This window comes from Streptomyces sp. NPDC005483 (assembly GCF_040606035.1).
GTDB lineage: Bacteria > Actinomycetota > Actinomycetes > Streptomycetales > Streptomycetaceae > Streptomyces.
Window position 1 is genome coordinate 1 of record NZ_JBEXEA010000054.1, and the last position, 23411, is coordinate 23411.

Sequence of the window (23411 nt, forward strand, 5' to 3'; positions counted from 1 at the left end):
CGGTGGCCCCAATGGGCAGCAGTACCACCGCGTCCCGTGCCGCCAGGGCACGCAGCTCGGCGGCGGTCAGCCGGTTCCACAGGACTTCACTCATCGGGGACTCCTCCTGGGCGTCCTGGCACGGTGTGCGGGACGCCTGGTGGGTGGTGGGGGGTGGACGGGCGCGGACGAGTGCGCGGGGTCCGGACGATGGCCGTGTACGGTCCGTGCTCGCGTCCGGGGTGGGCAGGCGTCCGGTGCGCGCAGGTGGCCGTTGCCCGGCGGTGGCCGGGACTCAGAGGTGGTCGGCGTCCACCACGGCCTGGGCGAAGGCGGTGGGTGCCTCCTGCGGCAGGTCGTGACCGATGTTCTCGATCGTCCGGTGCAGGTAGGGGCCCGTGAAGTGGTTGCGGTACGAGGTGCCGTCGCCCGGTGCCGTGAACGGGTCCAGGGCCGCGTCGAGGGTGACGGTGGGGACGGCGATGGAGGGCTGGGCGGCCAGTAGGCGCTCGTAGCGGTCGTAGCGGTGGTCGCCCTCGATCAGGCTGATGCGCCAGCGGTAGTTGTAGAGGACGATCTCGGCGTAGTCGGGGTTCTTGAAGGCCTCCGCGGTGCGCGCGAAGGTGGCGTCGGAGAAGTTCCAGTTCGGGGAGACGAGCGTCCACACATAGCGGCACAGCGCGAGGCGGTCGTCGACGTTCTCCATGGCCGCCTTGCCGCGGTCGGTGGCGAAGTACCACTGGTACCACCAGTTGTGCTCCACGGCCGGGATCGCGGGCGCCAACTGCGCCTTGCGGTCGGTGATGAGGTAACCGCTGGTCGACACCAGGGACTTGACGCGCTCGGGCCACAGGGCGGCGATGATGTCGGCGGTCCGCGACCCCCAGTCGAAGCCGGCCAGGACCGCCTTCTCGATCTTCAGGGCGTCCATGAACGCGATGATGTCCAGCGCGATCGCGGACTGCTCGGCGGTGCGGGGCGTGTGGCGGGACAGGAAGCGGGTGCTGCCGTGGCCGCGCAGGTACGGGACGAGGACCCGGTAGCCGAGGTCGGCCAGGAGCGGGGCGACGTCGACGAAGCTGTGGATGTCGTACGGCCACCCGTGCAGGAGCACGACGACCGGGCCGTGCGCGGGACCCGCCTCGGCGTAACCGATGTCCAGGACTCCGGCCTTGACGTGCTTCAGCTTGCTGAACTCGGTGTGGGTGCCGGGCGTGATGGTCGGCACCGTGGGAACGGCGGCGCCGCTCGACTGCTGCGAGCCGGTGGCGGCGGACGCCTGGGTCTGCAGGCCGGCCAGGGAGACCGCGGCGGCGCCGGTGCCCAGGCCGACGGCCTTGCTGAAGGTACGCCTGTTGATCATGACAAGTCCTCCGTGGTGCGTTCGAGATGACCGGCCCGTGCTCGCCGAGCCCGTGGCGCGACGACCCTCGCACAACGCTCGTCACCTGTCAAACAGGTGACGAGCGGGGTTGATGCCCATACTCTCTCCCGTAACGAAACCGGACACATCAGTCATGTGACGGTCGGATCCGTCCGGTCGGCACAGGTGTGCGGAGCACCGCCCGGTCAGTCATTCGACTGAGGGGAGCACTCCTCGCCGCTCAGACGCTGTGCTCGCCCTCCCACTTGGCCGGAGCGTCGATCACCGGCCGGCACGTCGGGTGATACGGGCGCTCGGTGCGGTTGCCTGAGCCGAGGACGCGAGTAGGGCGCGATCGGCCTCGGCACCTACACCGAGTACACGACCACCACCGTCTGACCCGCCCGTGCGCACCGCACGGGCCACGACGAACGCCGACGGCGGCAGGTGGCCGAAGCACCCGCCGCCGTCGGCGTAACTTCTCGCGTTCAGAGCACCGCGTTGTCCGCGGCCCCCGGGAAGTCCGTGCTGAACGCCAGCTCCCGGCCCGCCTCGAACTCGGCCCGCAGTTGGTCGAGCTTGACGCCGATGCGCCGCTGGGCGTCACTGCCCAGCACCACCCAGTGGGCCAGCTTCTCGGCGTACACGGCCTGGCGGATCACCTCGGCGGCTCGCTCCGGGTCACCGGGGAACATCTCCGGCGTGAGACCGCCCATCATGGCCCGGAAGGTCCCGGCGGTGGCGGCGTAGTCGTCGATGCCCTCACCGGAGACCTTCGTCCGGTTCTCGATACCGGTCCGGAAGGAGCCCGGCTGGATGATCATCGCGTGCAGGCCGATGGGCTCGATCTCCTGCCACAGGGCCTCGGTGAACCCCTCCAGCGCGAACTTGCTGGCGGAGTAGTAGCCGTTGGCGGGCAGACTCGCCAGTCCGTCCATGGAGGACACGTTGACGATGATGCCGTTGCGCCGCGCTCGCATACCGGGCAGCACCGCCCGGGTGAGGGCGACCGCGCCGAAGAAGTTGACCTCGAACAGCCTGCGATAGTCGTCCTCCTCCTGTTCCTCCAGGGCGCCCACGAAGTCGATGGCGGCGTTGTTGACGAGGATGTCGATGCTCCCGAAGCGCTCCTCGGCGGCCCGCACGGCGGCGATCCGGTCCCCGGCGTCGGTGACGTCGAGCTTGACCGCCAGCGCGGTCTGCGGATAGCGCGCGGCCAGTTCGGTGGTGGCCCGTGTCGAACTCGCCGTCGCCACCACCTGGTCGCCGTGGGCGAGGACGTGTTCGGCGAGTGCCTTGCCCAGGCCACTGGAGGCGCCGGTGATGAGCCAGGTCTTACGAGACGTGGAGTGATCTCCTTCAGATGCGGTCGCGGATGAGAGTGAGGTTGAGGAGGTAGGTGTGACGGGGAAGGGATAGGGGTGACGGGGGAGGGATAGGTGTGATGAGGAAGGGATAGGGGTGATGAGGAAGGGATAGGGGTGACGGAGGAGGGACAGGTGTGACGGGGGAGGGGAAGGGCTACTCCCCGACCGGGAAGTCCGCGGCGCCGCTGGCCTCGGCCCACTTGCGGGTCTCCGCGGCCCGCGCCTCGCCCGCCTCCAGGGCCATGGCCACGGCCTGCGCCCCGAGCAGCAGCCGGCGCGGCGGGTCGTCGTGCCGAACGACGTCGATGAGGACCTGGGCCGCGCGGACCGGGTCGCCGGGCTGCGTGCCGTTGTTCTCCGCCCGGTACGTGTTCATGGCGCCGACGGTCTCCTCGTAGTCGGCACCCACCGCGTGCAGCTCCATCGACGAGCCCTGCCAGTCGGTCCGGAAGGCGCCCGGCTCGACGATGACGACCTTGACCCCGAAGGGCGCGACCTCGGTGGCCAGCACCTCGGAGAAGCCCTCCACGGCGAACTTCGCGCTCTGGTACGCCCCCATCCCGGCCGTGCCGCCCACCCGGCCACCCAGAGAGGAGAACTGCACGAACATGCCCGAGCGCTGCGCGCGCAGCACCGGAAGGGCGGCGCGGGTGACGTTGGCGACGCCGAAGAAGTTGGCCTCGAACTGGCCGCGGAAGTCGTCCTCCGCCATCTCCTCGATCGGGGCGCTGTTGGCGTACCCGGCGTTGTTCACGACCACGTCCAGTCGGCCGAAGGCGTCGACGGCCTCCTGGACCGCGTCCCGGGCGGCGGCGGTGTCGGTGACGTCCAGGGCCACCGCCCGCACCTGGTCACCGTGGCGGGAGACCAGGTCCGCGAGCTGCTCCGGGCGCCGGGCGGTCGCCACGAGCCGGTCGCCGCTCTCCAGCACCGCTTCTGCGAGGGCGCGCCCGAACCCTCGGGACGCGCCGGTGATCAACCACGTACGAGCCATGACGTTGTCCTGCTTTCCGTTGCCCATCAGCGATGGGGTGAGAGGGGGTGAGGTGTCTCCACTCTCGCCGCGGTGGCGACGCGCGTCCTCCGTCGATTGGCTGTCGGTTCTCACGCCTCGGTCACCGGCAGGTCCGTGACATGTAAGTCATTGGACTGGTTCGCCCGGTTCGCCGGATTCCCCGCGCACGGCTCACGCCGTCCTTGACAGAGGCACCCGGCACGTAGATCCTCGTTACCTGTTAGAGCGGTGATGGACGCGCAGGTGTGCACACGTGTCTCACCGGCTCCGGATCGAACACAAGGGACCGACATGATCAGCAGACGGAGACTGACCCAGGCCGTGACCACGGCGGCGGCGACCGGGGCCGCCGGTCTCGCCGGAGCACGGCAGGCGTCGGCACGTACGAACGCGACTCCGGCCGGCCGGAGTCCGCACGGCCTGGGACCGGTCCGCCATGTCCGCACGGACGTCCTGGACATCGCCTACCACGACGTGGGGCCGGCCCACGGCAAGCCCGTGATCCTCCTGCACGGCTGGCCCTTCAGCCCGGTCGGCTCCTACGCGGAGGTGGCACCCGTGCTCGCCCGCCGCGGCCACCGCTGCTTCATCCCCTACCTGCGCGGCCACGGAGAGACCCGCTTCCTCCGGGACGACACCCCCCGCTCCGGCGAACAGGCGGCCCTGGGCGCCGACCTGATCGCCTTCATGGACGCGCTGCGCCTGCCCCGGGCCCTGTTCGCCGGATACGACTGGGGCGGCCGGGCCGGTGACGTCGCCGCGGCGCTGTGGCCGGAGCGCTGCACCGGCGTGGTCAGCGTCAACGGCTACCTCGTCCAGAACCTCGCCGTCGCCCAGGAGCCCCTGGCCGCCGAGCTGGAGGAGGGTTACTGGTACTTCTTCTACTTCCTCACCGAGCGCGGTCGGAAGGGGCTCCAGCGCAACCGGGAGGACCTTGCCCGGGTCGTCTGGCACCGCAACTCGCCTCAATGGCAGTTCACCGAGGCCGAGTTCGCCCAGACGGCGCCACTGTGGACCAACCCGGACTACGTCGATGTCGTGATCCACAACTATCGGCACCGGCTCGGCGCGGCCCCCGGCGATCCCCGGTACGCGGATCTGGAGGCGCGGCTGCTGGGGCAACCGAAGATCACCGTTCCCGCCGTCACCCTGGACGGACAGGACGACGGCGTCATCCCGCCGACCGACGGCAGCGGCTACGCCGCCCACTTCACGGGCCCCTGGAAGCACCACATCGTCCCGGGAGCCGGCCACAACCTCCCGCAGGAGCGGCCCGACGCCTTCGCTGCCGCGGTGCTCGAAGTGGACGCCATGTAATGAGGTTCACACCCGTCGTCCGTCACCGGCTTGACAGGTGACGCGCGAGGGGACATGCTGAGAACCGTCCGGGCGACAATCAGGACGCCGTCCACGATCGACGAAGTGGAGCACGGTCATGAACAAGGGACTCAGCAAGGAAGACGCCGAGGCGGCGGTACGGCACGCGCGGTTCGGCAAGCTTCCCGAGCGCATACATTTCGAGAGCATGACCGAAGCGGTCGAAGCCGCTCCGGCCGGCGGGGCGAACGGATCGTACGACCCCGAAGGCTCGTGGAAGTACTACTCCTGCCTCGCCCTCGACCTGGGGCTGTAGGCGCCGGCCGTATCCAGCGGGGTTGTCGGCCCGACACAACCGAATGAACGACCCGGATCGCCCGGTCGGCCATGTTCGCCATGGTGCCGACCGGGCGATCCGGCGTTCTCTGCCCCCGGGATTCCGGCATCGGGGCCGCCGTACGGCGACCGCAAGGCGGTCCGGCGCGGATTAAGTCTACCGATGTAGACTTACGGCATCACGACACACGGGCCCCGGCCGTCATGGCACGGAAATCCCCGAGGAGAACAGACATGAACCTCAATCTGACCGGCAAACGCGCGCTCGTCACCGGTTCGAGCGCAGGGCTCGGTGAGGCCACCGCGAAGCTGCTGGCGGCGGAGGGCGCGACGATCGTGGTGCACGGCCGGGACAAGGAGCGTGCGGACAAGGTCGCGGCCGAGATCCGGGAGGCCGGCGGGACCGCCACCACGGTCGTGGGCGACCTCGCCGACGACGACGCGGCCGCCGAGGTCGCCCGGGCGGCCTACGCCGACGGCGCCGTCGACATCCTCGTCAACAACGCGGGTTTCTACCGCCACCTGTCGTGGACCGAGGCGAGCCCCGACGAATGGCAGAACACCTACAACGTCAACGTCGTCTCCGGTGTACGGATGATCCAGCACCTGGTCCCGGCGATGCGCGAGCGTGGCTGGGGCCGGATCGTCACCATCGGTGGCGGTCTCGCCTCCCAACCGATGAACACCCACCCGCAGTACAACGCCACCCTGGCCGCCCGGCACAACCTCGCCGTGTCCCTGGCCCGCGAACTGAAGGGCACCGGCGTCACCTCGAACGTGGTGTCGCCCGGAGCGATCCTCGTCGAGGCCACGAAGGAACTCGTCACGGAGATCGGCCCCGCGCGCGGGTGGGGCGAGGCCTGGGAGGAGATCCAGCCGAACGCCGTCAACGCCCTGATCCCCAACGACCAGGAACGCTTCGGTGAACCCGACGAGATCGCCGCGGCGGTGGCGTATCTGTGCAGCGACTACGCCCAGTACGTCAGCGGAGCCACGATCCGGGTGGACGGCGGTCTGATCCGCTCCGCGTTCTGAGCCGACCGCGGCAATGGACGTCGGCGGCTACCCGTGGGTGCGGTCCGGGCCGGCCTCGGACGGGTGAGGGAGGCCGGGCGGCCGGGTGACGGACCCGAGCATGTCGGCCAGGAGGCCCGCGAGACGTTCGTTGTCGGCCGCGACGAGCGCGGTGGTGCCGAGGACGCTGCGCAGCAACCACGTACCGGCGATCACCGCGAGTCCCAGTTGGGCGCGGACCTCCGCATCGGGACCGTCGAGCTGCCCGGCGAGCCGCGCCCCCACATGTGTCTCGACGCCCCGCCGGACGATGTCCACCGCCTCCGGGTCCGCCGCCGACCGGAGCAACAGGAGGAACGGGTCGAGCCGTTCGGCGTCAGGCGCCGTGCGCTCGGCAAGAGTCTGCGCGATGGAGCGCGCGAGCCCGGCGGCTTCGTCACCGACGACGGTCGGCGGACCGAAGGCACGGTCGACGGCCTGAGCGAACAGAAGTTCCTTCGAACCGAAGTAGCGGTTGATCATCATCGCCGTGACACCCGCTCGCTCGGCGATCTGCCGGACGCCGGCCCGCGCGTAACCGTGCTCGGTGAACTCCACGACCGCGGCAGCGAGGATCGCCTCACGGGTCGCGGCGCCGTCGCGTCGGCGAACGGGATGTGCGGCACTCATGACGACGAGCATACGGGCCCTTGGGCAGGCTCGCGTCAACTCATCGGCTGTGACTGCCGTACTGACCCGGACCGTCACCGACGGGGAGTGGACACACCTGTGCCAGGGCAGGGGTGTCCTCGCGGTGTCCGGAAACAGTGTGACCGTCCTCGGCATCGGGCGCCGTGCACGTACGCATCACTCCGGTGGGGGCGTTGCTCTGCTGGGACGCCACGTCCTGCCGCAACGGCCCGCCGCCCGGGGTGCCGCAACCGGCGAGCCGGCGGGCGCCTGGCAGAAGGACGGTCGCGCCGAGTGCGTGGCCGCGGTGGGAATCGTGGGGTGGGTGGAAAGCCTCGGTGCGTGCCGAGTGTCGGGACGCCGCCGGCATCCGTTGCGGGTCTGATCGGGACTTCGCGCCCTGTCAGTTGTCGGAGGCGCGGGCACCACAGATTGCGCATCGATCGCTGACAGGTTTCCGACCTCGGCTCCCTAGGCTCCCGCCCATGTCGAAGAACTCCAGCCGTACAGACGGCTTCCGGAACCGGACAGGCGGGAACACGCGGCGCGGGCTCGCACTCACCGCGGCGACGCTGGCCGCGGGACTCGCCCTGTCGGTGCCCGCCGCCGCGGCGCCACACGGCGGCGGCACAGCGGTCCACCCGCAGGCGGTCACCGCGGCCCAGCAGCGAGCCGTGCTGAAGTACTGGACCGCCGAACGCATCGCGGCCCTCACCGAGCCGTCCTCCGGCCGCCCGCCGAAGAGCGGCCCGGACGGGGCGCCCTGGACCGGGTCCGACACCCTGAGCCGGACCGTGGGCAGGCTGTTCTTCACCGACCACGGGGAGGACGCCAGTTGCACCGCCACCGTCGTCACGAGCGCCAACCGCAGCACCGTCGTCACGGCCGGGCACTGCGTGAACAGCTCGGACCTCCTCGGCGAGGACAACCAGTGGACGACGAACGTCATGTTCGTCCCCGGCTACCGCGACGGCAGCGCCCCCTACGGGGAGTTCGTCGGCAGGCTGGGCGTGGCCGACGCCACCTGGCTGCGGTACGACGCGGTCGACTCACTCAAGTTCGACGGCTACGACCAGGCGTTCGTCGTCCTCAACACCGACAGCGGGGGCCGTGACGTGCAGGACGCGGTCGGCGCCGCCCAGCACATCGCCTTCGACCGGCCGGGCGACCGGAGCGCCTACGAGTTCGGCTACCCGCGCTCCACGTCCGATCCTGAGCGGGAGGGCCTGCCCGAGTACACCGGCGCCCGACTCGCCTACTGCGTGGGCCCGACCCGCGAGGACCCCGGCACCCCCGACTTCCCCGAGCCGCGGGGCGAATGGGGCAACGCCTGTGTGATGGGCGGTGGCGCCAGCGGCGGGCCCCGCATGGCCGGCTTCGATCCGGCGACCGGTCTCGGCACGGTCGTCGGGGCGAACACCCACAGCGCCTTGCTCACACCCGAAGGCGAGGTGTGCGCCGACGCGGACACCCCCACCTGCAGCCGTCACCTCGTCGGCCCGCAGTTCACCTCGGCCATCACCCGCCCGCTCTACGAGGCCGCGCAGCACGCCGGCTGACCGTCACGGCGGGCGGGCGTCCGGGAACCGGCGTCCCCCCGCGGGAGCGCCGGGAGCCGGGCCCGTCGGGGAACTCCCGGGCCCCCGGCGGGGCAGCCGCCGGGGGAAGACCCACATGCGGTGATCGTAGGAACCACGCCGGCCCCCGCACCGCCGCCGTCGCGAAACCCGGCAAGAGGGCATCGTACGGCGGCAGGACACCAACACGTTTCTGACATTCGGCCCCGACCGGTGATGAAACCGCCTTCGATGGGTCGGCGGTCCTCATATCCAGGTGTCGAACCACATTCTGGCGTGCCAGTCGGCGTACGGGATCGTCTGCCCGGTGTAGATCGGGAAGAAATAGATGAAGTTCCAGGCGATCAGCAGCACCACCGCGCCCACGGCCACCGCACCCTGGACCCGTCGTCTGCCCGTCGCTCCCGGCGGACCCCAAAGGGCGCCCAGCGTCATCGCCACGGCCAGACACAGGTAGGGCACGAACACGACGGCGTAGAAGGAGAAGATCGTCCGGTCCTGGTAGAGGAACCAGGGCAGGTATCCGGCCCCCACTCCGCACAGGACGGCTCCGGCACGCCAGTCGCGGCGCAGGGCCCACCGGTAGAGCAGATAGCCGAGCGCGCCGCACGCCGACCACCACAGCGCCGGCGTGCCCAGCGCGAGGATCGTCTGCGAACAGTCGACGGTCGTACCGCACCCGTCCACCCCTGGCTTGGGTGACTCGTAGTGGAACAGCACCGGGCGGCCCAGAATCAGCCAACTCCAGGGGTTGGACTGGTACTTGTGGGGTGAGTGCAGCCCCACGTTGAAGACGTACACCGCGTGCTCGTAGTGCCACAGGCTCCGCAGCGGCGCCGGGATCCATGCCCACGGACCACCGCGGCCTTCCGCCCAGTGCCGCCCGTAGCCGTCGTCGGACAGGAACCAGCCCGTCCAGGTCGCCACATACGTCACGACGGCGACCGGGACGAGGGACAGCACCGACCAGCCGGCGTCCCGGCGCAGCACCGCGTGAAAGGGCCGGTACGCCCCCGCGACGCGCCGGGCACCGATGTCCCACAACAGCGTCAGCACCACGAAGAAGGCGAGGAAGTACAGGCCGTTCCACTTGGTCGAGGCCGCGAGCCCGAGGCAGACGCCGGCCGCGAGCCGCCAGGGGCGCAGTCCCGTTCCCGCCTGGTCGCCGGTGGGCCCGTGCGGGCGCACCCGGCCGTCCTCGCCCACCGGAAGGGCCGCGGCTAGCCTGGCCCGGGCGGCGTCCCGGTCGATGAGCAGACACCCGAACGCCGCCAGCACGAAGAACGACACGACGAGATCGAGCAGAGCGACCCGGCTCATCACCAACTGCAGTCCGTCCATCGCCAGCAACATCCCGGCCAGACAGCCCAGCAGCGTGGAACGGAACAGCCGGCGTCCGGTGCGGCACAGCATGAGCACCGACAGCGTGCCGAGAGCCGCCGTCATGAAGCGCCAGCCGAACGGTGTGAGGCCGAACATCCACTCACCCGCGGCGATCACCCACTTGCCCGTCGGCGGGTGTGCGACGAAGGCCCCGCCGTCCGAGAGGGGGATCACCTGGGGGTGGGCCAGTATCTGCGGGTCGGCGATCTTCCGGTCCGGCCAGGTGCCCTCGTAGCCGAGCCGCAGCATGGCCCAGGCGTCCTTGGCGTAGTACGTCTCGTCGAACACCACGGCCCGTGGGTCGCCCAGCCGCCAGAAGCGCAACACCCCGGCGAAGAGGGCCACCAGCAGCGGTCCGCCCCACCCCGACCAGCGGGCCAGGCGAGCCGCCGTCCCCGGGGACAGGCCGAGGATCCGCCACGGCCGGAGCCCGGGTTCGGGGAACGGCACCACCAGGCGGTCGCGCACGGACGCGCGGGGACCTTCGACGTGACCGAAGCGCCGCAGCCGTCGCTCCCAGGAGCCCGGCTCTGCACTCGCGAGCACCTCGGGCCCGTCGACGGACGGGGACGTGTCCTCACGTATCACGGGCATCAGCGCGTCGAACCCGACCAGGTGGCCACATAGGGCGTGTCGGACATACGTGTCGGTACCGGGACCCCCTCGGCCGTGGCGCCGGACGAGACCGTCGACGGTGTCGGTACCGACTCGGCGGAGGTGACCGGGCGGGGTTGCGGGCTGTTGGACACGCCCTGCGCGAACGCCCCCGTCAGAAACATGAGTCCGACACCGGCGCCGGCGAGCGTCAACAGCGATGCGGTGGCCATCCAGGCCTTCCGTATCCGCTGCCGGGCACGGACTCCGGCCCGCAGCCGGGCCCGGTGCCGTTCCTCGTAGGGGGTGTCCCGGTGACCGTCACGCATCATGCGTGCCAGTTCCTGTTCGAAGTGATCCATGGCTCCTCCTTCACTCGACCGGCTCGACCGGGTTCACCGATTCGACGGGGTCGACCGGGCCCACCGACAGGACCGGCTCGACCGCCGCGACCGGCTTGCCGCTGCGACCGACTCGACCGCTGCGACCGACTCGGCCGGCTCCGCCTCGGCCATCAGCCGCCGCAGCCGTGCGACACCCCGGGACGTGAGCGAACGGGCCGTCCCCAACGGGCACCCCAGCACCCGTGCCACCTGCTGCTCGGGCAGGTCCTGGTAGTACCGCAGCACCACCGCGGCCCGCTGCCGGGTCGGCAACAGCGCCAACACAGCCTCCAGGCGGGTCCGTTCATCCACTACGGCCGACTCGTCGCCCACCCCAGGCGGGTCGGGCAGCTCGTCCACCGGCTGCTCGCCCCACCAGCGCCGCCGTGCGGAACGTGCCGCGGCACGGACCAGCACCCGCCGCACATACGCCTCGGGTGCCTGCTCCGCCACCCTCGGCCAGGCGAACCACAGCTTGACCAGCGCCTCCTGGAGCAGGTCCTCCGCCCGGTGCCGGTCGCCACCCGTGAGCAGCCGCGCCAGATGATGCAGCGCCGACCACCGGGCCGCCACGAACCGGTCGAACTCATCGGTCCGCAACCGCCCCATCGGAGCCGCCCCCCCTGTCTCGTGCCGCACATGTGCTCTTCCTCTCCATCAAAGGCACTGGGCCCCCCGCTGCTATGCGCTCCGAACACGTGGCGTGGGTCACATGCCAGTTTTGCCGGCGAACCGGCAACTGGACCTGACTGGCGGCGAGTCGCGGGCCGCGGGCAGGGGGAGGGTATCTCCACCCGCGATCCGGGTCCGGTCCGGCAGGGCATCATGGGCAGGATGGACAGGACGGACAGGACGGACAGCGGAGAACGTGTCCGGAAGCACGCGTCCGTCGGTGCCGGAGAGGACAGCATGAGCGCACGGACCAGCGGCCGGCGGCCGTACCGCAACGACAGACGGGCGGAGGCCGCCGCGGGCACACGGGCCGCCATTCTCGACGCGGCACTGACCCTCTTCGTCGAGCACGGGTACGCGAAGGTCACGATCAGCGACATCGCGAGAAAGGCCGGCACCGCCGTGCCCACCGTGTACGCCAGCACCGGTGGCAAGGCCGCCATCCTGACCGTCCTGATGAACCAGGGGGTGGACGACCCGGTCGTCGAACAGACGCTGGACGAGGTCCGCTCCGCGTCCGACGCCAAGGCGGCGATCGAGGCCATGGCCCACGGAGTGCGCCTGGACAACGAACGTCATCTGGACATCGTCCAGGTCATGATCACCGGGGCCGCCGTGGAGCGGGCAGTCGAGGAGGAGCTCCACAAGGTAGCCGCCGCCTACCGGCAGGCCCTCGGGGTGCTCGCGGAGCGTCTGGCGGAGCTGGGGGAGCTGCGCCCCGGACTGAGTCACGAGCGGGCCACCGACATGCTGTGGTTCCTGTTCGGGCTGCCGTCCTGGCGCCTGTTCGTGGCGGAGCGCAAGTGGTCCTGGGACGAGACCGAGCGCTGGCTCGCGGAGCAGGCCGCCGCCGCCCTCCTGGCAGGGCCGGACAGCCGCTGACGGCGACCTCCCGGAGCGGTCCCGGCGCCGCCCGCGGTGCGCATGGTGCCGCGACCGCGTCACGAAACAGGAGGTGCCGGAACGAGGCGCCAGAACCGCGCCGCGAGAGGGCGGCTGCGGCAAGACCACGACACGGCGGGTTCTTCGCCCGCCGTGTCGGGCTGACTGACCGCAGAGCCGGAGCCAGAGCCAGAGACAGAGGTCAGCCGAGAAGGCTGACCAGTTGCTCGGCGACCTCGCCCGGGGAGGGCATCGCCGCGATCTGCTCGGCCGCGCGTCGGGCGTTGTCCCGGTACTCCGCGTTGCCGAGCACCTCGTCCGCCGCTGCCACGACGGCCTCCGCCCCGGCGGGCGGCATGACGGCGACGCCGGTGCGCGATCCGGCGACGGCACCCGCCTGGAGGAACTGGTCGGCACCCTGCGGTACGACCACCATCGGCAGGCCGCGCGAGAGGGTGCCCAGCGTGGTGCCCGCTCCGCCGTGGGTGACCACCAGGTCGATGCCGCCGAGCAGTTCGGCCAGCGGGGTGAAGCCGACGAACTCGACCTGGTCGAAGCCGTCGCCGTAGTCCGCGGCCGCGGCGGTCAGACCGAGGGTCACCACCAGGTCCGCCTTGGCGGACAGTGCGTCCACGATCGGGCGCAGGACATCGGGTGCGGCGAAGTGCGTGCCGAAGGAGAGCAACACCTTGGGCCGGATGCCGCCGCCGGCGGACGCTGTGGCGGCCGTGTCCGGTGTGTCGGGGCCGTGGTGGGCCTCCGGCCGGAGCGGAAGACGGCCCTCGGGCGCCTGCCAGTCCGGGCCGCGGAGCGCTTCGGGGCACGGGTCCAGGTACCAGGTGGGCTGAGGGGCGGTCAGGCCCCGTTCCTTGTAGCGGCGCTCGGCCACGGCGTCGAAGACGTCGGTGAACCGGGCGGGGATCAGCGGGCCGAACGCGAGCTTGGCGTAAGGGACTTGGAGAGCGGCCGCGACGAGCGGGCCCACGTAGTCGGTGGCCTCGGCGACGATCAGATCCGGGCCGAACTCGCGCGCCGCTGCGATGGCCGCGTCCGCGGTGAGGTCGATCCGCGCCCCGGCGAACAGTTCGGCGGCCACGGCGGGGTCGGGCACCGTCGGGTCGTCCACACCGGCCAACCGCGCCGCCTCCACGAGGAGTTCGGGGATCTCCGGGCCGACGGGGAGCAGGGTGATGCCTTCGGCGGCGAACAGGGGCCCGAAGGACGCCGAGGTGATCACGGCGACGTCGTCGCCGCGGTCCCGGAAGGCGCGGGCGAGGGGCAGCTCCGGCAGCAGGTGTCCGTGCTGCGGAGTGCTGGAGAAGAGGATACGCATGTGAGGAGCATAGAACATTCGATGAAGTGTGCCTTCATTGAATATGTCGATAGTCGACATGTGCCTCGGTGTGCGGTCGTCGTCCGTCACTGCCTTGACGGGTGATGCAATGACCGCCATGATTGCGTCACCGCCTCAACCGGTGACACGGAGAGTGCGGGTCGGAGGCGTTCACGACCTTTCGGCCCAGATGGGGAGCATCAGTCATGGCAGTCAGCTACACCGCCGTTGTCGACGTCGACGGAGAGGGCCGCAACGGCGGTCACGTCCGCTCCTCCGACGGCGAGTTCTCCCTCTCCGCGATCCTCAGCCCCGTCCTCGGCGGCGCCGACCAGGCCACCGCGCAGGAGCTCGCCGAGGCCGCGCACCAGATCTGCCCGTACTCCAAGGCCACGCGCGGCAACATCCCCGTCACCATCAACGCCTCCGCCGCCTGAGCGACCCCCTGACCGCGGGTCCCGTGTCCCCTGCACGGGACCCGCACCCCCCTTCCGAACCCCACCACGATCGAAGAGCGAGGGCAGGACATGGCCGCCACGACGCACCCCCACGTACGGATCGCCGCCCGACCCCGCTCGGATCGCGAGGGTGCCACCGGCGAACGGCAGCCCCGAGACGCGGCGACACCCGGGGACCAGGACCGGCCGACGGACACACAGGTGTGGAACCGGGCCGGGAGCGTGACCCTCTCGGGCTACGGCCCGTCCGCCCTCGACTTCCTGTGATCCGGTGCCGGACCGACGGCGACCACATGGTCCCGGGCCCGGCGACGGCGACCGGTGACCGTCTGCTGGACGAGGCGTCCAGCTCGCTCATCCGGCGGGAGCCGTACGACACGGTCGGCGAGCGGCTGTGGTGGCGCGGCGCCGAACTCGCCGCGGCCTACGCCGGCGACCTGGAGCGGGACGGGCTCGTCGTCCACCTGCGGGGGCACTTCGGGTTCCGGTCCGCCCACACCGTTCTGGTCGACTCACCGGCCCGCCGCGCGGCGGAGGAACGCAGAGCGGACCGCGAGCCGGTGCTCGCGGCGCTGCTGGCGGCCGTGGGCATCGAAGAGGAGCCGGACGCGACCGCCGGAAACCTCACCGGTGACGCGGTCACCACCGTGCTGGCCGCGGTCGGTGACGCGGTCACACAGTTGGAGGCCGTACGGCTGCGCGGGACGTGGAGAACGCGGCGTTCGACAACGTATGGCGGGCGTAGGCAACCCGCCAGCGAGCGCACCGACGGACGTGACCGATGGACGTCACGGCCGCCTATCGCACACGTGTACCCAGGTGCCCTGGAAGTCCACCCTTTGGTGAGACTTCCAGGGCACCCGGTCGCCCGATCGACCGATGTCGGTGTCAGTCGGAGTCCCTCTCGACCAGGGTGTACATCACGGACCGCTGCTGCTTGTGGCGCCGGATACGGCCCTTGGCGACCAAGGACTCCAGGGTGTTGCGCACCACCTGCGGGGTGGGGTTGCGGTCCGGGTGCTTCTCCAGGAGTTCGTCCCGCAACTCCTTCGCCAGACGCGGTTCGTCGTACTGGCCGAGCAGCTCCCTCAACAGGTCACCGAGCAGCGGCTGGTGCGACTTCCCCTTCGCACCGGCCTTCGCCGTGGTGGTGGCCGTAGTGGACTTGGCCGGCGCGGAGCGTCGTGCGGAGGCCGTGGCCCGCTCCTTGTTCGCCTTTGCGACGGCCGGCTCGTCCTGCACCTGCTCGGGCAGTCGGGACGCGTCCGCGAAACCCTCGTACCGCTCGGCGAGGTTGAGAATGTCCGCGAGGAGAGCCTCCTCCTGCTTCAGGACGGTGATCCTCTCCGCCAGCTCCTGCTGTCGCCGACGGTTCTCCTCCAGGTCCGACGCGGCTTGTGCTACGTACCGCGATCGGAGCGTGGCGGCTGATTGGCTGGTCACAACCGTTCACTCCCTCGATATGAATGACGTTGCGCATGGTACCCACGCTCCAGGGGCCCGTGCGGACAAGTGTCACCGCCAGTTGGTTCGTCCGGCATGCCCACCTCTCACGACAGGCGCTGACGCACGCGCACGCGGTGCCCTTCGTATGTACTGCTCGGTAAGTGTGTCGCAGAACCGCCGCCATGGCGATCCCTGGAACCGATCTACGTGTGGGGGCCGTCTTGCGCTGTTCGGGGAGCGGGCCCGGCAAGGGGCCGCCCGCCCGCCCTCCGTTCGGGGGAGACCGGCGCGTCCCGTCAGGAGGCGTCCTGGTCCACAGGTTCCGAACAGGCGGACAGGTGTGTCTGCGGGGCGGCCCCGTGGGGTTCCGGCGGCAGGAGTGTGCGGGGCGGGGATCCCCGGCCCCACAGCGGCTCCTGCGGCCTTGACCCGGCGGGCTCGCTCCTCGGTCCTGGTTGCGCCGGCAGCGCGGGCAGGAGGTGCGCGGCCGCCGTCACGGCGGCAGCGCGGGCCGCGATCTCGGCCCGGCCCGTCGCCAGCGCCTCCAGGACGCTGTCGGCGAGCTGTGCGGCGGGCATCTCGCGGAACCGCCGGTCGACGAAGCGGACCCGTGTCGGCCGACCGCGGGCGCTCAGGGTGACCTCCACGACGCCGTCCCTCGACGTCGTCGTCACCGACAGCGCCCTGAGCTGTTCCCGGGTGGCGTAGCGCTCGGCGAAGTCGGCGAGGACGTTCTCCAGACGGCCTGCCCGTGACCTCTCCATCGTCCTCCTTCGCCGGTACGGCCACCCGTGGGTGACACACACATCCTCGTCGCCCGCCCTCGAGAGGGGAGGGGGCCAGGTGTGCCGGGAGGGGAACCGGTCCGGACTCTCGACACATGAGGGACACGAACGGACCGTACATCCGGTTCACATGTGACCGCATGTGTTTTCGGCGGCCGCCGGACAGGGCGACCGCAGCCCACCGGTCGACGGGAAAACGAGCGCGGGTGCCCCGGTGAAGGGCGCCCGCGTGGAGGGGTGGGAGGGCAGGACCCTCCCGACGGCTCAGCCGCGTACCGTCACGGGGGGCGTGTTGTACCCCTCCGCCCGCAGCCTCGGCCGGTTCGACGGCAGAGCGGACGCGGGCCACGACAGCGTGACCGTCCGGGACTCACCGGGCAGCAGCCACAGGTAGTTGTCGTCGTAGAGCGTCGGCAGTACCCGGGCGCCGTCCTCGTCCAGCAGGGAGAGCCGGACCATCGCCGCGACCATGGACCCGCGGTTGCGGACCGTCACGGTCGCCGTACTCCTCTCCCCGTCACGCGACACCTTCGTGAGGGACGCGGACAGCTTGGCCTGCTGGACCGTGTTGAGGGCGCGCAGGGCCTCGGGGGTGCGGCAACGCCAGTATGTGTTGCGCGAGCGGACCTTGCCGTCCGCGTCCGTGAGGGTCAGCCGCAGCAGGTGCAGATCCGGCAGGTCCGCAGCGGGTGCCGCTGTGAACGCCGGGACCGAGGCGGCGGGCTCCACGTCCACCCGTGCGGTCCGCGCATCGGCGATCCGGCGGCCGGACAGGTCGTACGTCTCCGCCCTGACAGTCGCCCCCTTGAGTGCCTTGCGGGTGTGGTTGACCGCGATGACCTGCCACTTCACCGGGTCGGCCTGGACATGCAGGGGCTCGCAGGCGGTGCGGCAGCCGAAGTAGGCGCCGTTGACGTCGAAGTCGTAGTCGTACGTCTGCCAGACCGTGCTGTGCCAGGCCGGGTGGGACATCCACAGCATCAGGCCGCTGGCGTTGTCCCACAGGTTGGCGTTCCACGCCTCGAACATGGCGCGGAAGTTCTCGTAGTTGACGAACTGCGCCTTGCGCGTGAAGTCCTCCAGGTCGCGGGCGGTGCCGAGGCGCTTCTCGATGGCCGCCTTGTAGTTCTGCGGCGCCTGGTTGCCGCGCTCGCTCCAGTCGTGGAGGTACCAGGCACCCCCGATGGGCCACTCGGGCCCGTCCTCGCCGACCATGGCGCGGGTGCTGGCGGCGGTGGACACGACGGGCATGCCGATCTCGGTGTGGAACCCGAAGTCCTTGCTGCCGTACGTCGACGGGTCGAAGTAGCGCTCCGGCTCGACCCAGCCGTAGGGGCCGCCGCCGGTGACGATGCCGCCCGCGGAGTTGTTCTGGTAGAGCACGCCGGGCACCTGGCTCTCGACCGCCTCGCGCATGCCGTCGTCCACCGCGGCCGGCGGGTTGCCCTCGTTGGCGCCGCACCACACCGCCACGCTCGGGTGGATGCGGTAGCGCAGCACGGTGTCGCGGGCCGTGGACACGAACGCCTCGTGGTCCGGCGGGTCCATGCTCCAGGCGTTGGGGAAGTCGTTCCACACCAGGATGCCGTGCGCGTCGCAGGCGGCGTAGAACTCCTCGCGGTTGCTGCTGCCGACCCAGTTGCGGATCATCGTGAAGTTCATGGCCCGGTGCATGCGCACCGCCGCGTCCATCCGCTCGGCGGGCATCCGGCGCAGCAGCTCGTCCCAGCCCCAGTTGCCGCCGCGCACCAGCACCAGGACACCGTTGACGCTGATCTTCAGCGGGTCGGGGGTGTTGGTGACGGTGGTGACATCGGTCCAGGTGCCGCCGTCGTCGGAGACCTGGACGGTGTACGTCTTCGGGTACGCCTGCTCCCAGACGACCGCCACCCGGTCGAAACGCCGGCCGGCGCCCAGGTCGACCTGGAGCCACTGGTTGTCCTCGTAGGCGGAGGACCAGCGGGTGCCGGGGTCGCCGTCGGTGGCGTGGGCCGCCAGGTGGCCGTCCGCCTCGCTGGAGGCCCTCGCGTCCCGGTGCAGTGCCAGGTCGGTGCCCGGCTCCGCGCTGTCGATGATGGCGAGGGACCACAGGGAGTTGCCCCAGCTCGTGTTGCGCACGCCGCAGGACAGCCGGACGTAACGGGCCGTACGGGCCTCGAAGTCGGTCACCCGCAGGCTGGCGTCACCGCTGTTGAAGGGCAGCGGCACGGCCGTGTTGTCCACGGACGCGGCGTCCGTCCACTGGTCGCCGTCCGTGGAGACCTGCACGACGAAGGTCCGCGCGTAGGCCTGCTCCCAGACCAGGTCGACCCGGTCGAAGGACTGCACCGAGCCGAGGTCGACACGGATCCACTGGTCGTCGGCGAAGGCGGAGGACCAGCGGGTGCCCGGGTCGCCGTCGGTGGCGTTGGCGGCGCCGTGGCCGTCCTCGTCGGTGGTGGAGGCCTCGGCGTGGGCGTGCAGCGCGAGGTCGCTGCCGGGGCGCGCGCTGTCGAACACCGACAGGGTCCACAGCGAACTGCCCCAGTTGGTGGCCCGGGTCAGGCAGCGCACGCGGACGTGCCGGGCGCGCTGGTCGCCGAGCTGGACGGTCTGTGTGTAGGCGTCGGAGGACGGGGTGAACTTCAGCGGGGTGTCGAACTCGTAGCCGAACTGCCGTATGCCGAAGCGGGTGGTGCGGCGGTCGCTCTCGGTGCCGCCGCTGCGGGCGACCAGGGTGAGCTCGTGCAGGGTGGGCTCGCCCAGACCGTTGGGCCACCACAGGTCGGGGTTCTTCACCCGCAGCGCGCCGAACGCGTCGGGAGTGAAGATGACATCGATGTCTTTCCCTGCCGGGACGGTGACCGTGCGCGAGACGCGGACGTCGCCGAAGGCGGCGGAGACGGTGGCCTCGTGGTCGGTCGTGTCGGCGTTGCGCACCGGCACCGTGAGGGTGAGCTCGGCGACCGACAGGTCCGGCAACCCGGGCAGCACGGTGTCCACACGCGTGTCACCGATGACGATGTGCCCGGTCGATCGCAGCCGTACGTGGTTCCAGATGCCGGCCGCCCGGTCACGCACCGCCGGCATCCAGTCCCATCCCGACGAGGCGAGGTACGTCGGCGAGTTGAGGTTCATCGTGTTGGCTCCGGCGTCCACCCAGGCCTCGCCCGCCGGGCCCTTGTCGCCGGGGCTGCCGGGCACCGGCATGGGGGTGATGCGGACCGCGAGCGCGTTGCCGCCCTCGGCGGCCAGCATGCCGGTGATGTCGTGGGCGGAGCGGGCGAAGGGGAAGGTCACCTCGCCCACTCCGTGTCCGTTGAGCCAGATCTCGGCCTTATGGTTGACGCCGTCGAACTCCAGCCAGACGTGCCGTCCGCTGCCGGTGCGCAGGCCGCGGGGCAGGTCGAAGTCCCGCCGGTACCACCAGGAGTGGCGGGACAGCGCCTCGGGGATGTGCAGGTTGTTCAGGCCGGCGACCGGGTCGGGCAGGTGGCCCTGGTCGACCAGGGTGCCGAGGACGGTGCCGGGTACGGTCGCGGGCAGCCAGCGGCTGGTGTCCACGCCGGACTTCGACAGGGCAGGGCCGTCGCCGTCCGCCCAGTCGTCCAGGGTGAGCGTCCAGCCCGACTCGAGCGGCACCGTTCCGTCGGCGGCGACCGTGAGCCGGGGCGTGTCGTGGTGGTGGGTGCCCCAGTCGGTCCAGCCGGTGGCCTTGGGACGGTGGCCCGGGGAGGTGCCGTACACCGCGAAGCCGTTGAGGCCGAGCGGGTTGTCGCTGGAACGCCGGCGGGCCGTCATCCGTACCCAACGCGCCGTGACGGGGACCGACAGCGGGATGTCCACCACGCCGCCGGTACCGGCCGTGGTGCGGTAGACGCTGCTCCAGGAGTCGTGGTCGCGGGACGTCTCGACGACGAACTCCCTGCCGTAGCTGGAGAGGATCTCCTTGCCGGTGGTGCCCGACCGGGGGTTGCCCTCGGTCGGCGGGGTGAACACCGGGTCGCTCGCGTCGGCTTCGAAGGTCAGCCGTACGCGGTCGACGCGGCAGTCCGCCTGCAGATCGACCTCGATCCACTGCGGGTCGCCCGCCTCGGCCCGCCAGCCGGTGCCGCGCACCCCGGGTCCGGGGAGCGCGTCCACCGCGAACTCGGCGGGCGTGGGTGCGTAGGCCTGCGAGGAGACCCGGACCGGGCGGTAGGCGGCGAGCTCACCCGGCGCGGCGGAGGCGGTGGTACCGGTGGCGTCGGCGGTTCGGGAGGCGGCTTCGGCAGCCGGTGCGAAGACCATGCCGAGGCCGAACCCGGCCAGCAGCGTCGAGCCGGTCGCGACGAGAGTGCGTCGGGAGGGGTGTCGCGGACACACCTGTTCGACCATGGGTAGTCGTCCAATCACAACGGGTGAGAGAGGATGGTGCGGGTCGTCGACGGCGGGGGTCGCCCCTCGCTCTGACAACGTTGCCATAGGCTGTGGCGGCGGACACGTCCCTGTCAAGACCTGTGACGACATGTGGGGCATTCACCCGGGTCGCGCCGAGAGGGGGACATGCGAACAAGCCCCGCTACCGTGTGTCACCCCTTGGCAGAGGGGCCCTCGGAGCGGGTGTGGGCTTGCGGCAGGACATACGGGACGTCGAGGACGACGTCGGTCGTGCTGAGGTTGCGGCCGATGTGCACGTGGCCCGCGCCGGACGGCTCGGTGACGGTGCTGCCGGTGGCGTGGACACCGTCGGACGCGCAGCCGGAGTCTAAGTGGCTGAGCGTGGCCTGCTGGACGAGCCCGTGGCGGCTCCCGTCGTGGTGGTGCCGGCCCGTGCTCTGGCCTGGCGGAAGGGTGAGCTGGGCGCGGCGCCGAGGGACAGGCCGGTGACGGCCGCGATGACTCCCGGCCGAGGCGGTTGTCCGCGCATGGTGGTCGTTTTGTACGGGCGGCTCCGCGGTCCGCAGTTTCACACGTGTGGACTCGGCGGGCAGGTTTGCAAAGCTGGTGCGCCACAGGCTGTGACCCATGGACACGTGTGACACCCAACTCATGTGTCGCTCGGGGTTGGTGTGCGTGCCGCAGGGGAATCGCTGCCGAGGAACGGTGATTCCCCCATGCGAAGGCACCTTCCCGGATCGGGCGAGGTCCGCCGGGAGCCCATGTGTTGTCCGGTCGGTGAGCACGGCACTGCGACGACACAAATGCGGCACGTCCGTGGCACATACGGCTGCCTACAGTGCGGGCGCGGGGGTTACATCCGGCTCCCGGTCGCCGCACGACAGAGAACCAGGATGGTTCAGCACGCTATGGCTACGCCGCTCACGGCCACGTCCCGATCGGACCTGCTCGGCACCATCGTTCGGGAACACCGAGACAGCCTCGTCGCGTACGCGGAGAAGATGCTCGGGGACCACGGACCCGCCGAGGACATCGTCCAGGAGACCGTCATCCGCGCCTGGCGGAACATCGACCGGCTGCTCGGGATGGAGGGGGCGGTGCGCGGCTGGCTGTTCACCGTCACCCGGCACCTGGTCATCGACTGGGTGCGCAAGCCGCATGCCCGCAGGGAGGTCGTCGGGGTCGCGTACAACGACCCCATAGGGGGCACCGACCCCACCGAGGCGGTGCACGACGCCATGGCGGTCCGCCCCGTTCTGGGCCGGCTGTCGCCCGATCACCGGGCCGTTCTGGTCCACATCTACCTGTGCGACCGCAGCATCCAGGAGACCGCCGGCATCCTCGGCGTCCCGGTCGGCACGGTCAAGAGCCGGCACCACCACGCCCTGCGCAAGTTGCGGAGCGTCGTACGGCCGGAGGCGGTGGCAGCCTAGAAGCGGGGCGAGTCGAGGCACGTCTCCGGCGCCGAGGTCAACAGCCGTCGGAACGACTCGCCGCGGGGGTCCTGGCCGAGGGCACGCACGAGTTCCGGCACCAGATGGCGTTCGGCGAGGATCCACCCGACGGCGTCCGCGCGGTCACCGAACTCCAGCGGCCGTACGCCCGGTCGCGGCGGCGGCAGGGTCACCGGTCCGCAGTGCGGGGCGAGCGGCGTGGTGGCGGCCGTGGCGCTGTGGAGACAGGGCTCGAACATCCGGGAGGGCGCCTCGGCCGCGCGGCCGAGGAGTCCAAGAGCGCGCTCGATTCGCGAGCGTACGGGGGGCAGCTCGGGCAGGTGTAGCGGCCGGCGGCGAGTTCGACGAGCTGATGGTGATCCGTCGGCTCGGCCATGACCTGGCGGGTGCGGCGCGGATCGGTGCCGACCAGGCGGCCGGCAGGGTGATGTCGCGGGTGGGGTGCAGGCCGAGCGGCTGAAACAGCCGGGCGCCGCCGCTGCTGAGCGCCTCGTAGGAGGGGTGGAACGAACTGCGCAGGTCGGTGCGGGCGTCACGGCCGGCGAGGGCGTCGAGACAGCCGTCGGGGTCCCGCAGCCGGGCCGCGAGCGCGGTCAGCGGGAACCGCGGCTGGGCCAGGGCCCGGGCGGCGGGGACAGCCAGCGCCAGGGGCAGTCCGTCGCGCAGTTCCATGATCTCGTCCGCCGCGGAGTGCTCGGACTGCGTCCGGTGGGTGCCCAGGCGCCGGTCGGGGAGTTCGAGGCCCTCCGCGTGGGGCATGGGGCCCAGCATGACGATTCGGGCGTCGTCTGTGACGGCCAGGCCCTCCAGGCGCCGTCGGTGGTGACGATCGCGAGACACCCGGGTGTGGCGGGAAGCAGGGGCGCGCCTGCTCGCAGTCCTCGGCGTCGTCTTGGACGAGCAGCAGCCGAAGCCCGTCCAGGGCGCTGCGGTAGGCGGCGGGCGAGCGCGGCGGCGCTGCGGTGCTGGAGAAGCGGCTGCCCCAAGTTGATCGGGCTGTGAAGGGTCATCGCCTGACACGTGTC

Annotated in this window: 21 protein-coding genes and 1 pseudogene; 8 read left to right on the plus strand and 14 right to left on the minus strand. The window is 71.1% G+C overall.

Features of this window, described 5'->3' with window-relative positions; translation table 11 throughout:
* Positions 1-274: 274 nt before the first annotated feature.
* The 3 genes from ABZT06_RS46145 to ABZT06_RS46155 all read right to left on the minus strand — a co-directional run bounded on the left by ABZT06_RS46145 (position 275) and on the right by ABZT06_RS46155 (position 3703).
* On the minus strand, positions 275-1342 hold the full coding sequence (locus ABZT06_RS46145) for an alpha/beta hydrolase (RefSeq protein WP_355754931.1): 1068 nt from the start codon (positions 1340-1342) through the stop codon (positions 275-277).
* A 488-nt stretch (positions 1343-1830) separates the two neighbouring features.
* A complete protein-coding gene (locus ABZT06_RS46150) occupies positions 1831-2667 on the minus strand; it encodes an SDR family NAD(P)-dependent oxidoreductase (protein WP_355755019.1) in 837 nt (278 codons plus the stop codon).
* Between the two features lie 196 nt (positions 2668-2863).
* Positions 2864-3703: an oxidoreductase gene (locus ABZT06_RS46155; RefSeq protein ID WP_355755021.1), complete on the minus strand. Its 840-nt coding sequence runs from the start codon at positions 3701-3703 to the stop codon at positions 2864-2866.
* Between the two features lie 312 nt (positions 3704-4015).
* On the opposite strand from ABZT06_RS46155, the gene ABZT06_RS46160 reads away from it, so the two are divergent.
* The 3 genes from ABZT06_RS46160 to ABZT06_RS46170 all read left to right on the plus strand — a co-directional run bounded on the left by ABZT06_RS46160 (position 4016) and on the right by ABZT06_RS46170 (position 6412).
* Complete coding sequence (locus tag ABZT06_RS46160) at positions 4016-5041, plus strand: alpha/beta hydrolase (protein ID WP_355754934.1); 1026 nt, start codon at positions 4016-4018, stop codon at positions 5039-5041.
* A 118-nt stretch (positions 5042-5159) separates the two neighbouring features.
* Positions 5160-5357: a hypothetical protein gene (locus ABZT06_RS46165; RefSeq protein WP_355754937.1), complete on the plus strand. Its 198-nt coding sequence runs from the start codon at positions 5160-5162 to the stop codon at positions 5355-5357.
* Between the two features lie 254 nt (positions 5358-5611).
* A complete protein-coding gene (locus tag ABZT06_RS46170) occupies positions 5612-6412 on the plus strand; it encodes an SDR family NAD(P)-dependent oxidoreductase (RefSeq protein WP_355754940.1) in 801 nt (266 codons plus the stop codon).
* A 27-nt stretch (positions 6413-6439) separates the two neighbouring features.
* Here the strand turns inward: ABZT06_RS46170 and ABZT06_RS46175 are convergent, their stop codons facing one another.
* On the minus strand, positions 6440-7060 hold the full coding sequence (locus tag ABZT06_RS46175; protein WP_355754943.1) for a TetR family transcriptional regulator: 621 nt from the start codon (positions 7058-7060) through the stop codon (positions 6440-6442).
* Between the two features lie 485 nt (positions 7061-7545).
* Between ABZT06_RS46175 and ABZT06_RS46180 the strand changes: the two genes are divergently transcribed.
* Positions 7546-8619, plus strand: a complete 1074-nt coding sequence (locus ABZT06_RS46180) for a hypothetical protein (protein ID WP_355754945.1) — start codon at positions 7546-7548, stop codon at positions 8617-8619.
* Positions 8620-8883: 264 nt separating this feature from the next.
* Here ABZT06_RS46180 and ABZT06_RS46185 read toward each other — a convergent pair whose 3' ends face one another.
* The 3 genes and pseudogenes from ABZT06_RS46185 to ABZT06_RS46195 all read right to left on the minus strand — a co-directional run.
* Positions 8884-10614 carry a phospholipid carrier-dependent glycosyltransferase gene (locus ABZT06_RS46185; RefSeq protein ID WP_355754947.1) on the minus strand — a complete coding sequence of 577 codons (1731 nt, stop codon included), beginning with the start codon at positions 10612-10614 and terminating at the stop codon, positions 8884-8886.
* Positions 10614-10976, minus strand: coding sequence for a hypothetical protein (locus tag ABZT06_RS46190; protein ID WP_355754949.1), 363 nt, complete (start codon positions 10974-10976; stop codon positions 10614-10616). The genes ABZT06_RS46185 and ABZT06_RS46190 overlap by 1 nt, the downstream gene beginning before the upstream one ends.
* Before the next feature lie 129 nt (positions 10977-11105).
* Positions 11106-11606, minus strand: a pseudogene (locus tag ABZT06_RS46195) (SigE family RNA polymerase sigma factor); the annotation flags it as partial.
* Between the two features lie 300 nt (positions 11607-11906).
* Here ABZT06_RS46195 and ABZT06_RS46200 point away from each other — a divergent pair.
* A complete protein-coding gene (locus tag ABZT06_RS46200; RefSeq protein ID WP_355754952.1) occupies positions 11907-12551 on the plus strand; it encodes a helix-turn-helix domain-containing protein in 645 nt (214 codons plus the stop codon).
* A 202-nt stretch (positions 12552-12753) separates the two neighbouring features.
* On the opposite strand, the gene ABZT06_RS46205 is transcribed toward ABZT06_RS46200, so the two are convergent.
* Positions 12754-13884, minus strand: coding sequence for a glycosyltransferase (locus tag ABZT06_RS46205; RefSeq protein WP_355754955.1), 1131 nt, complete (start codon positions 13882-13884; stop codon positions 12754-12756).
* A gap of 206 nt (positions 13885-14090) precedes the next feature.
* Between ABZT06_RS46205 and ABZT06_RS46210 the strand changes: the two genes are divergently transcribed.
* Together ABZT06_RS46210 and ABZT06_RS46215 are read left to right on the plus strand one after the other, a co-directional pair.
* Positions 14091-14321 carry a hypothetical protein gene (locus tag ABZT06_RS46210; protein WP_355754957.1) on the plus strand — a complete coding sequence of 77 codons (231 nt, stop codon included), beginning with the start codon at positions 14091-14093 and terminating at the stop codon, positions 14319-14321.
* A gap of 90 nt (positions 14322-14411) precedes the next feature.
* Positions 14412-14609: a hypothetical protein gene (locus tag ABZT06_RS46215; protein WP_355754960.1), complete on the plus strand. Its 198-nt coding sequence runs from the start codon at positions 14412-14414 to the stop codon at positions 14607-14609.
* 621 nt (positions 14610-15230) lie between these two features.
* Here ABZT06_RS46215 and ABZT06_RS46220 read toward each other — a convergent pair.
* The 4 genes from ABZT06_RS46220 to ABZT06_RS46235 form a co-directional block, all read right to left on the minus strand.
* On the minus strand, positions 15231-15785 hold the full coding sequence (locus ABZT06_RS46220; protein WP_355754962.1) for a hypothetical protein: 555 nt from the start codon (positions 15783-15785) through the stop codon (positions 15231-15233).
* Between the two features lie 299 nt (positions 15786-16084).
* Positions 16085-16552, minus strand: coding sequence for a YbaB/EbfC family nucleoid-associated protein (locus tag ABZT06_RS46225; RefSeq protein ID WP_355754964.1), 468 nt, complete (start codon positions 16550-16552; stop codon positions 16085-16087).
* Positions 16553-16837: 285 nt separating this feature from the next.
* Complete coding sequence (locus ABZT06_RS46230; protein ID WP_355754966.1) at positions 16838-20929, minus strand: discoidin domain-containing protein; 4092 nt, start codon at positions 20927-20929, stop codon at positions 16838-16840.
* A gap of 194 nt (positions 20930-21123) precedes the next feature.
* The gene (locus ABZT06_RS46235; protein ID WP_355754969.1) at positions 21124-21561 is read right to left on the minus strand and encodes a hypothetical protein; all 438 of its coding nucleotides are present in this window, start codon (positions 21559-21561) and stop codon (positions 21124-21126) included.
* 279 nt (positions 21562-21840) lie between these two features.
* Between ABZT06_RS46235 and ABZT06_RS46240 the strand changes: the two genes are divergently transcribed.
* A complete protein-coding gene (locus ABZT06_RS46240; protein ID WP_355754972.1) occupies positions 21841-22365 on the plus strand; it encodes a sigma-70 family RNA polymerase sigma factor in 525 nt (174 codons plus the stop codon).
* On the opposite strand, the gene ABZT06_RS46245 is transcribed toward ABZT06_RS46240, so the two are convergent.
* Both ABZT06_RS46245 and ABZT06_RS46250 read right to left on the minus strand, forming a co-directional pair.
* Entirely contained in the window at positions 22362-22559 is a 198-nt protein-coding gene (locus tag ABZT06_RS46245) for a hypothetical protein (protein WP_355754974.1), read from the minus strand. The genes ABZT06_RS46240 and ABZT06_RS46245 overlap by 4 nt on opposite strands.
* Positions 22510-23145 (minus strand): hypothetical protein, encoded by a 636-nt coding sequence (locus ABZT06_RS46250; protein ID WP_355754977.1) that lies wholly within the window; start codon positions 23143-23145, stop codon positions 22510-22512. Before ABZT06_RS46250 ends, ABZT06_RS46245 begins: the two co-directional genes overlap by 50 nt.
* Positions 23146-23411 lie beyond the last annotated feature (266 nt).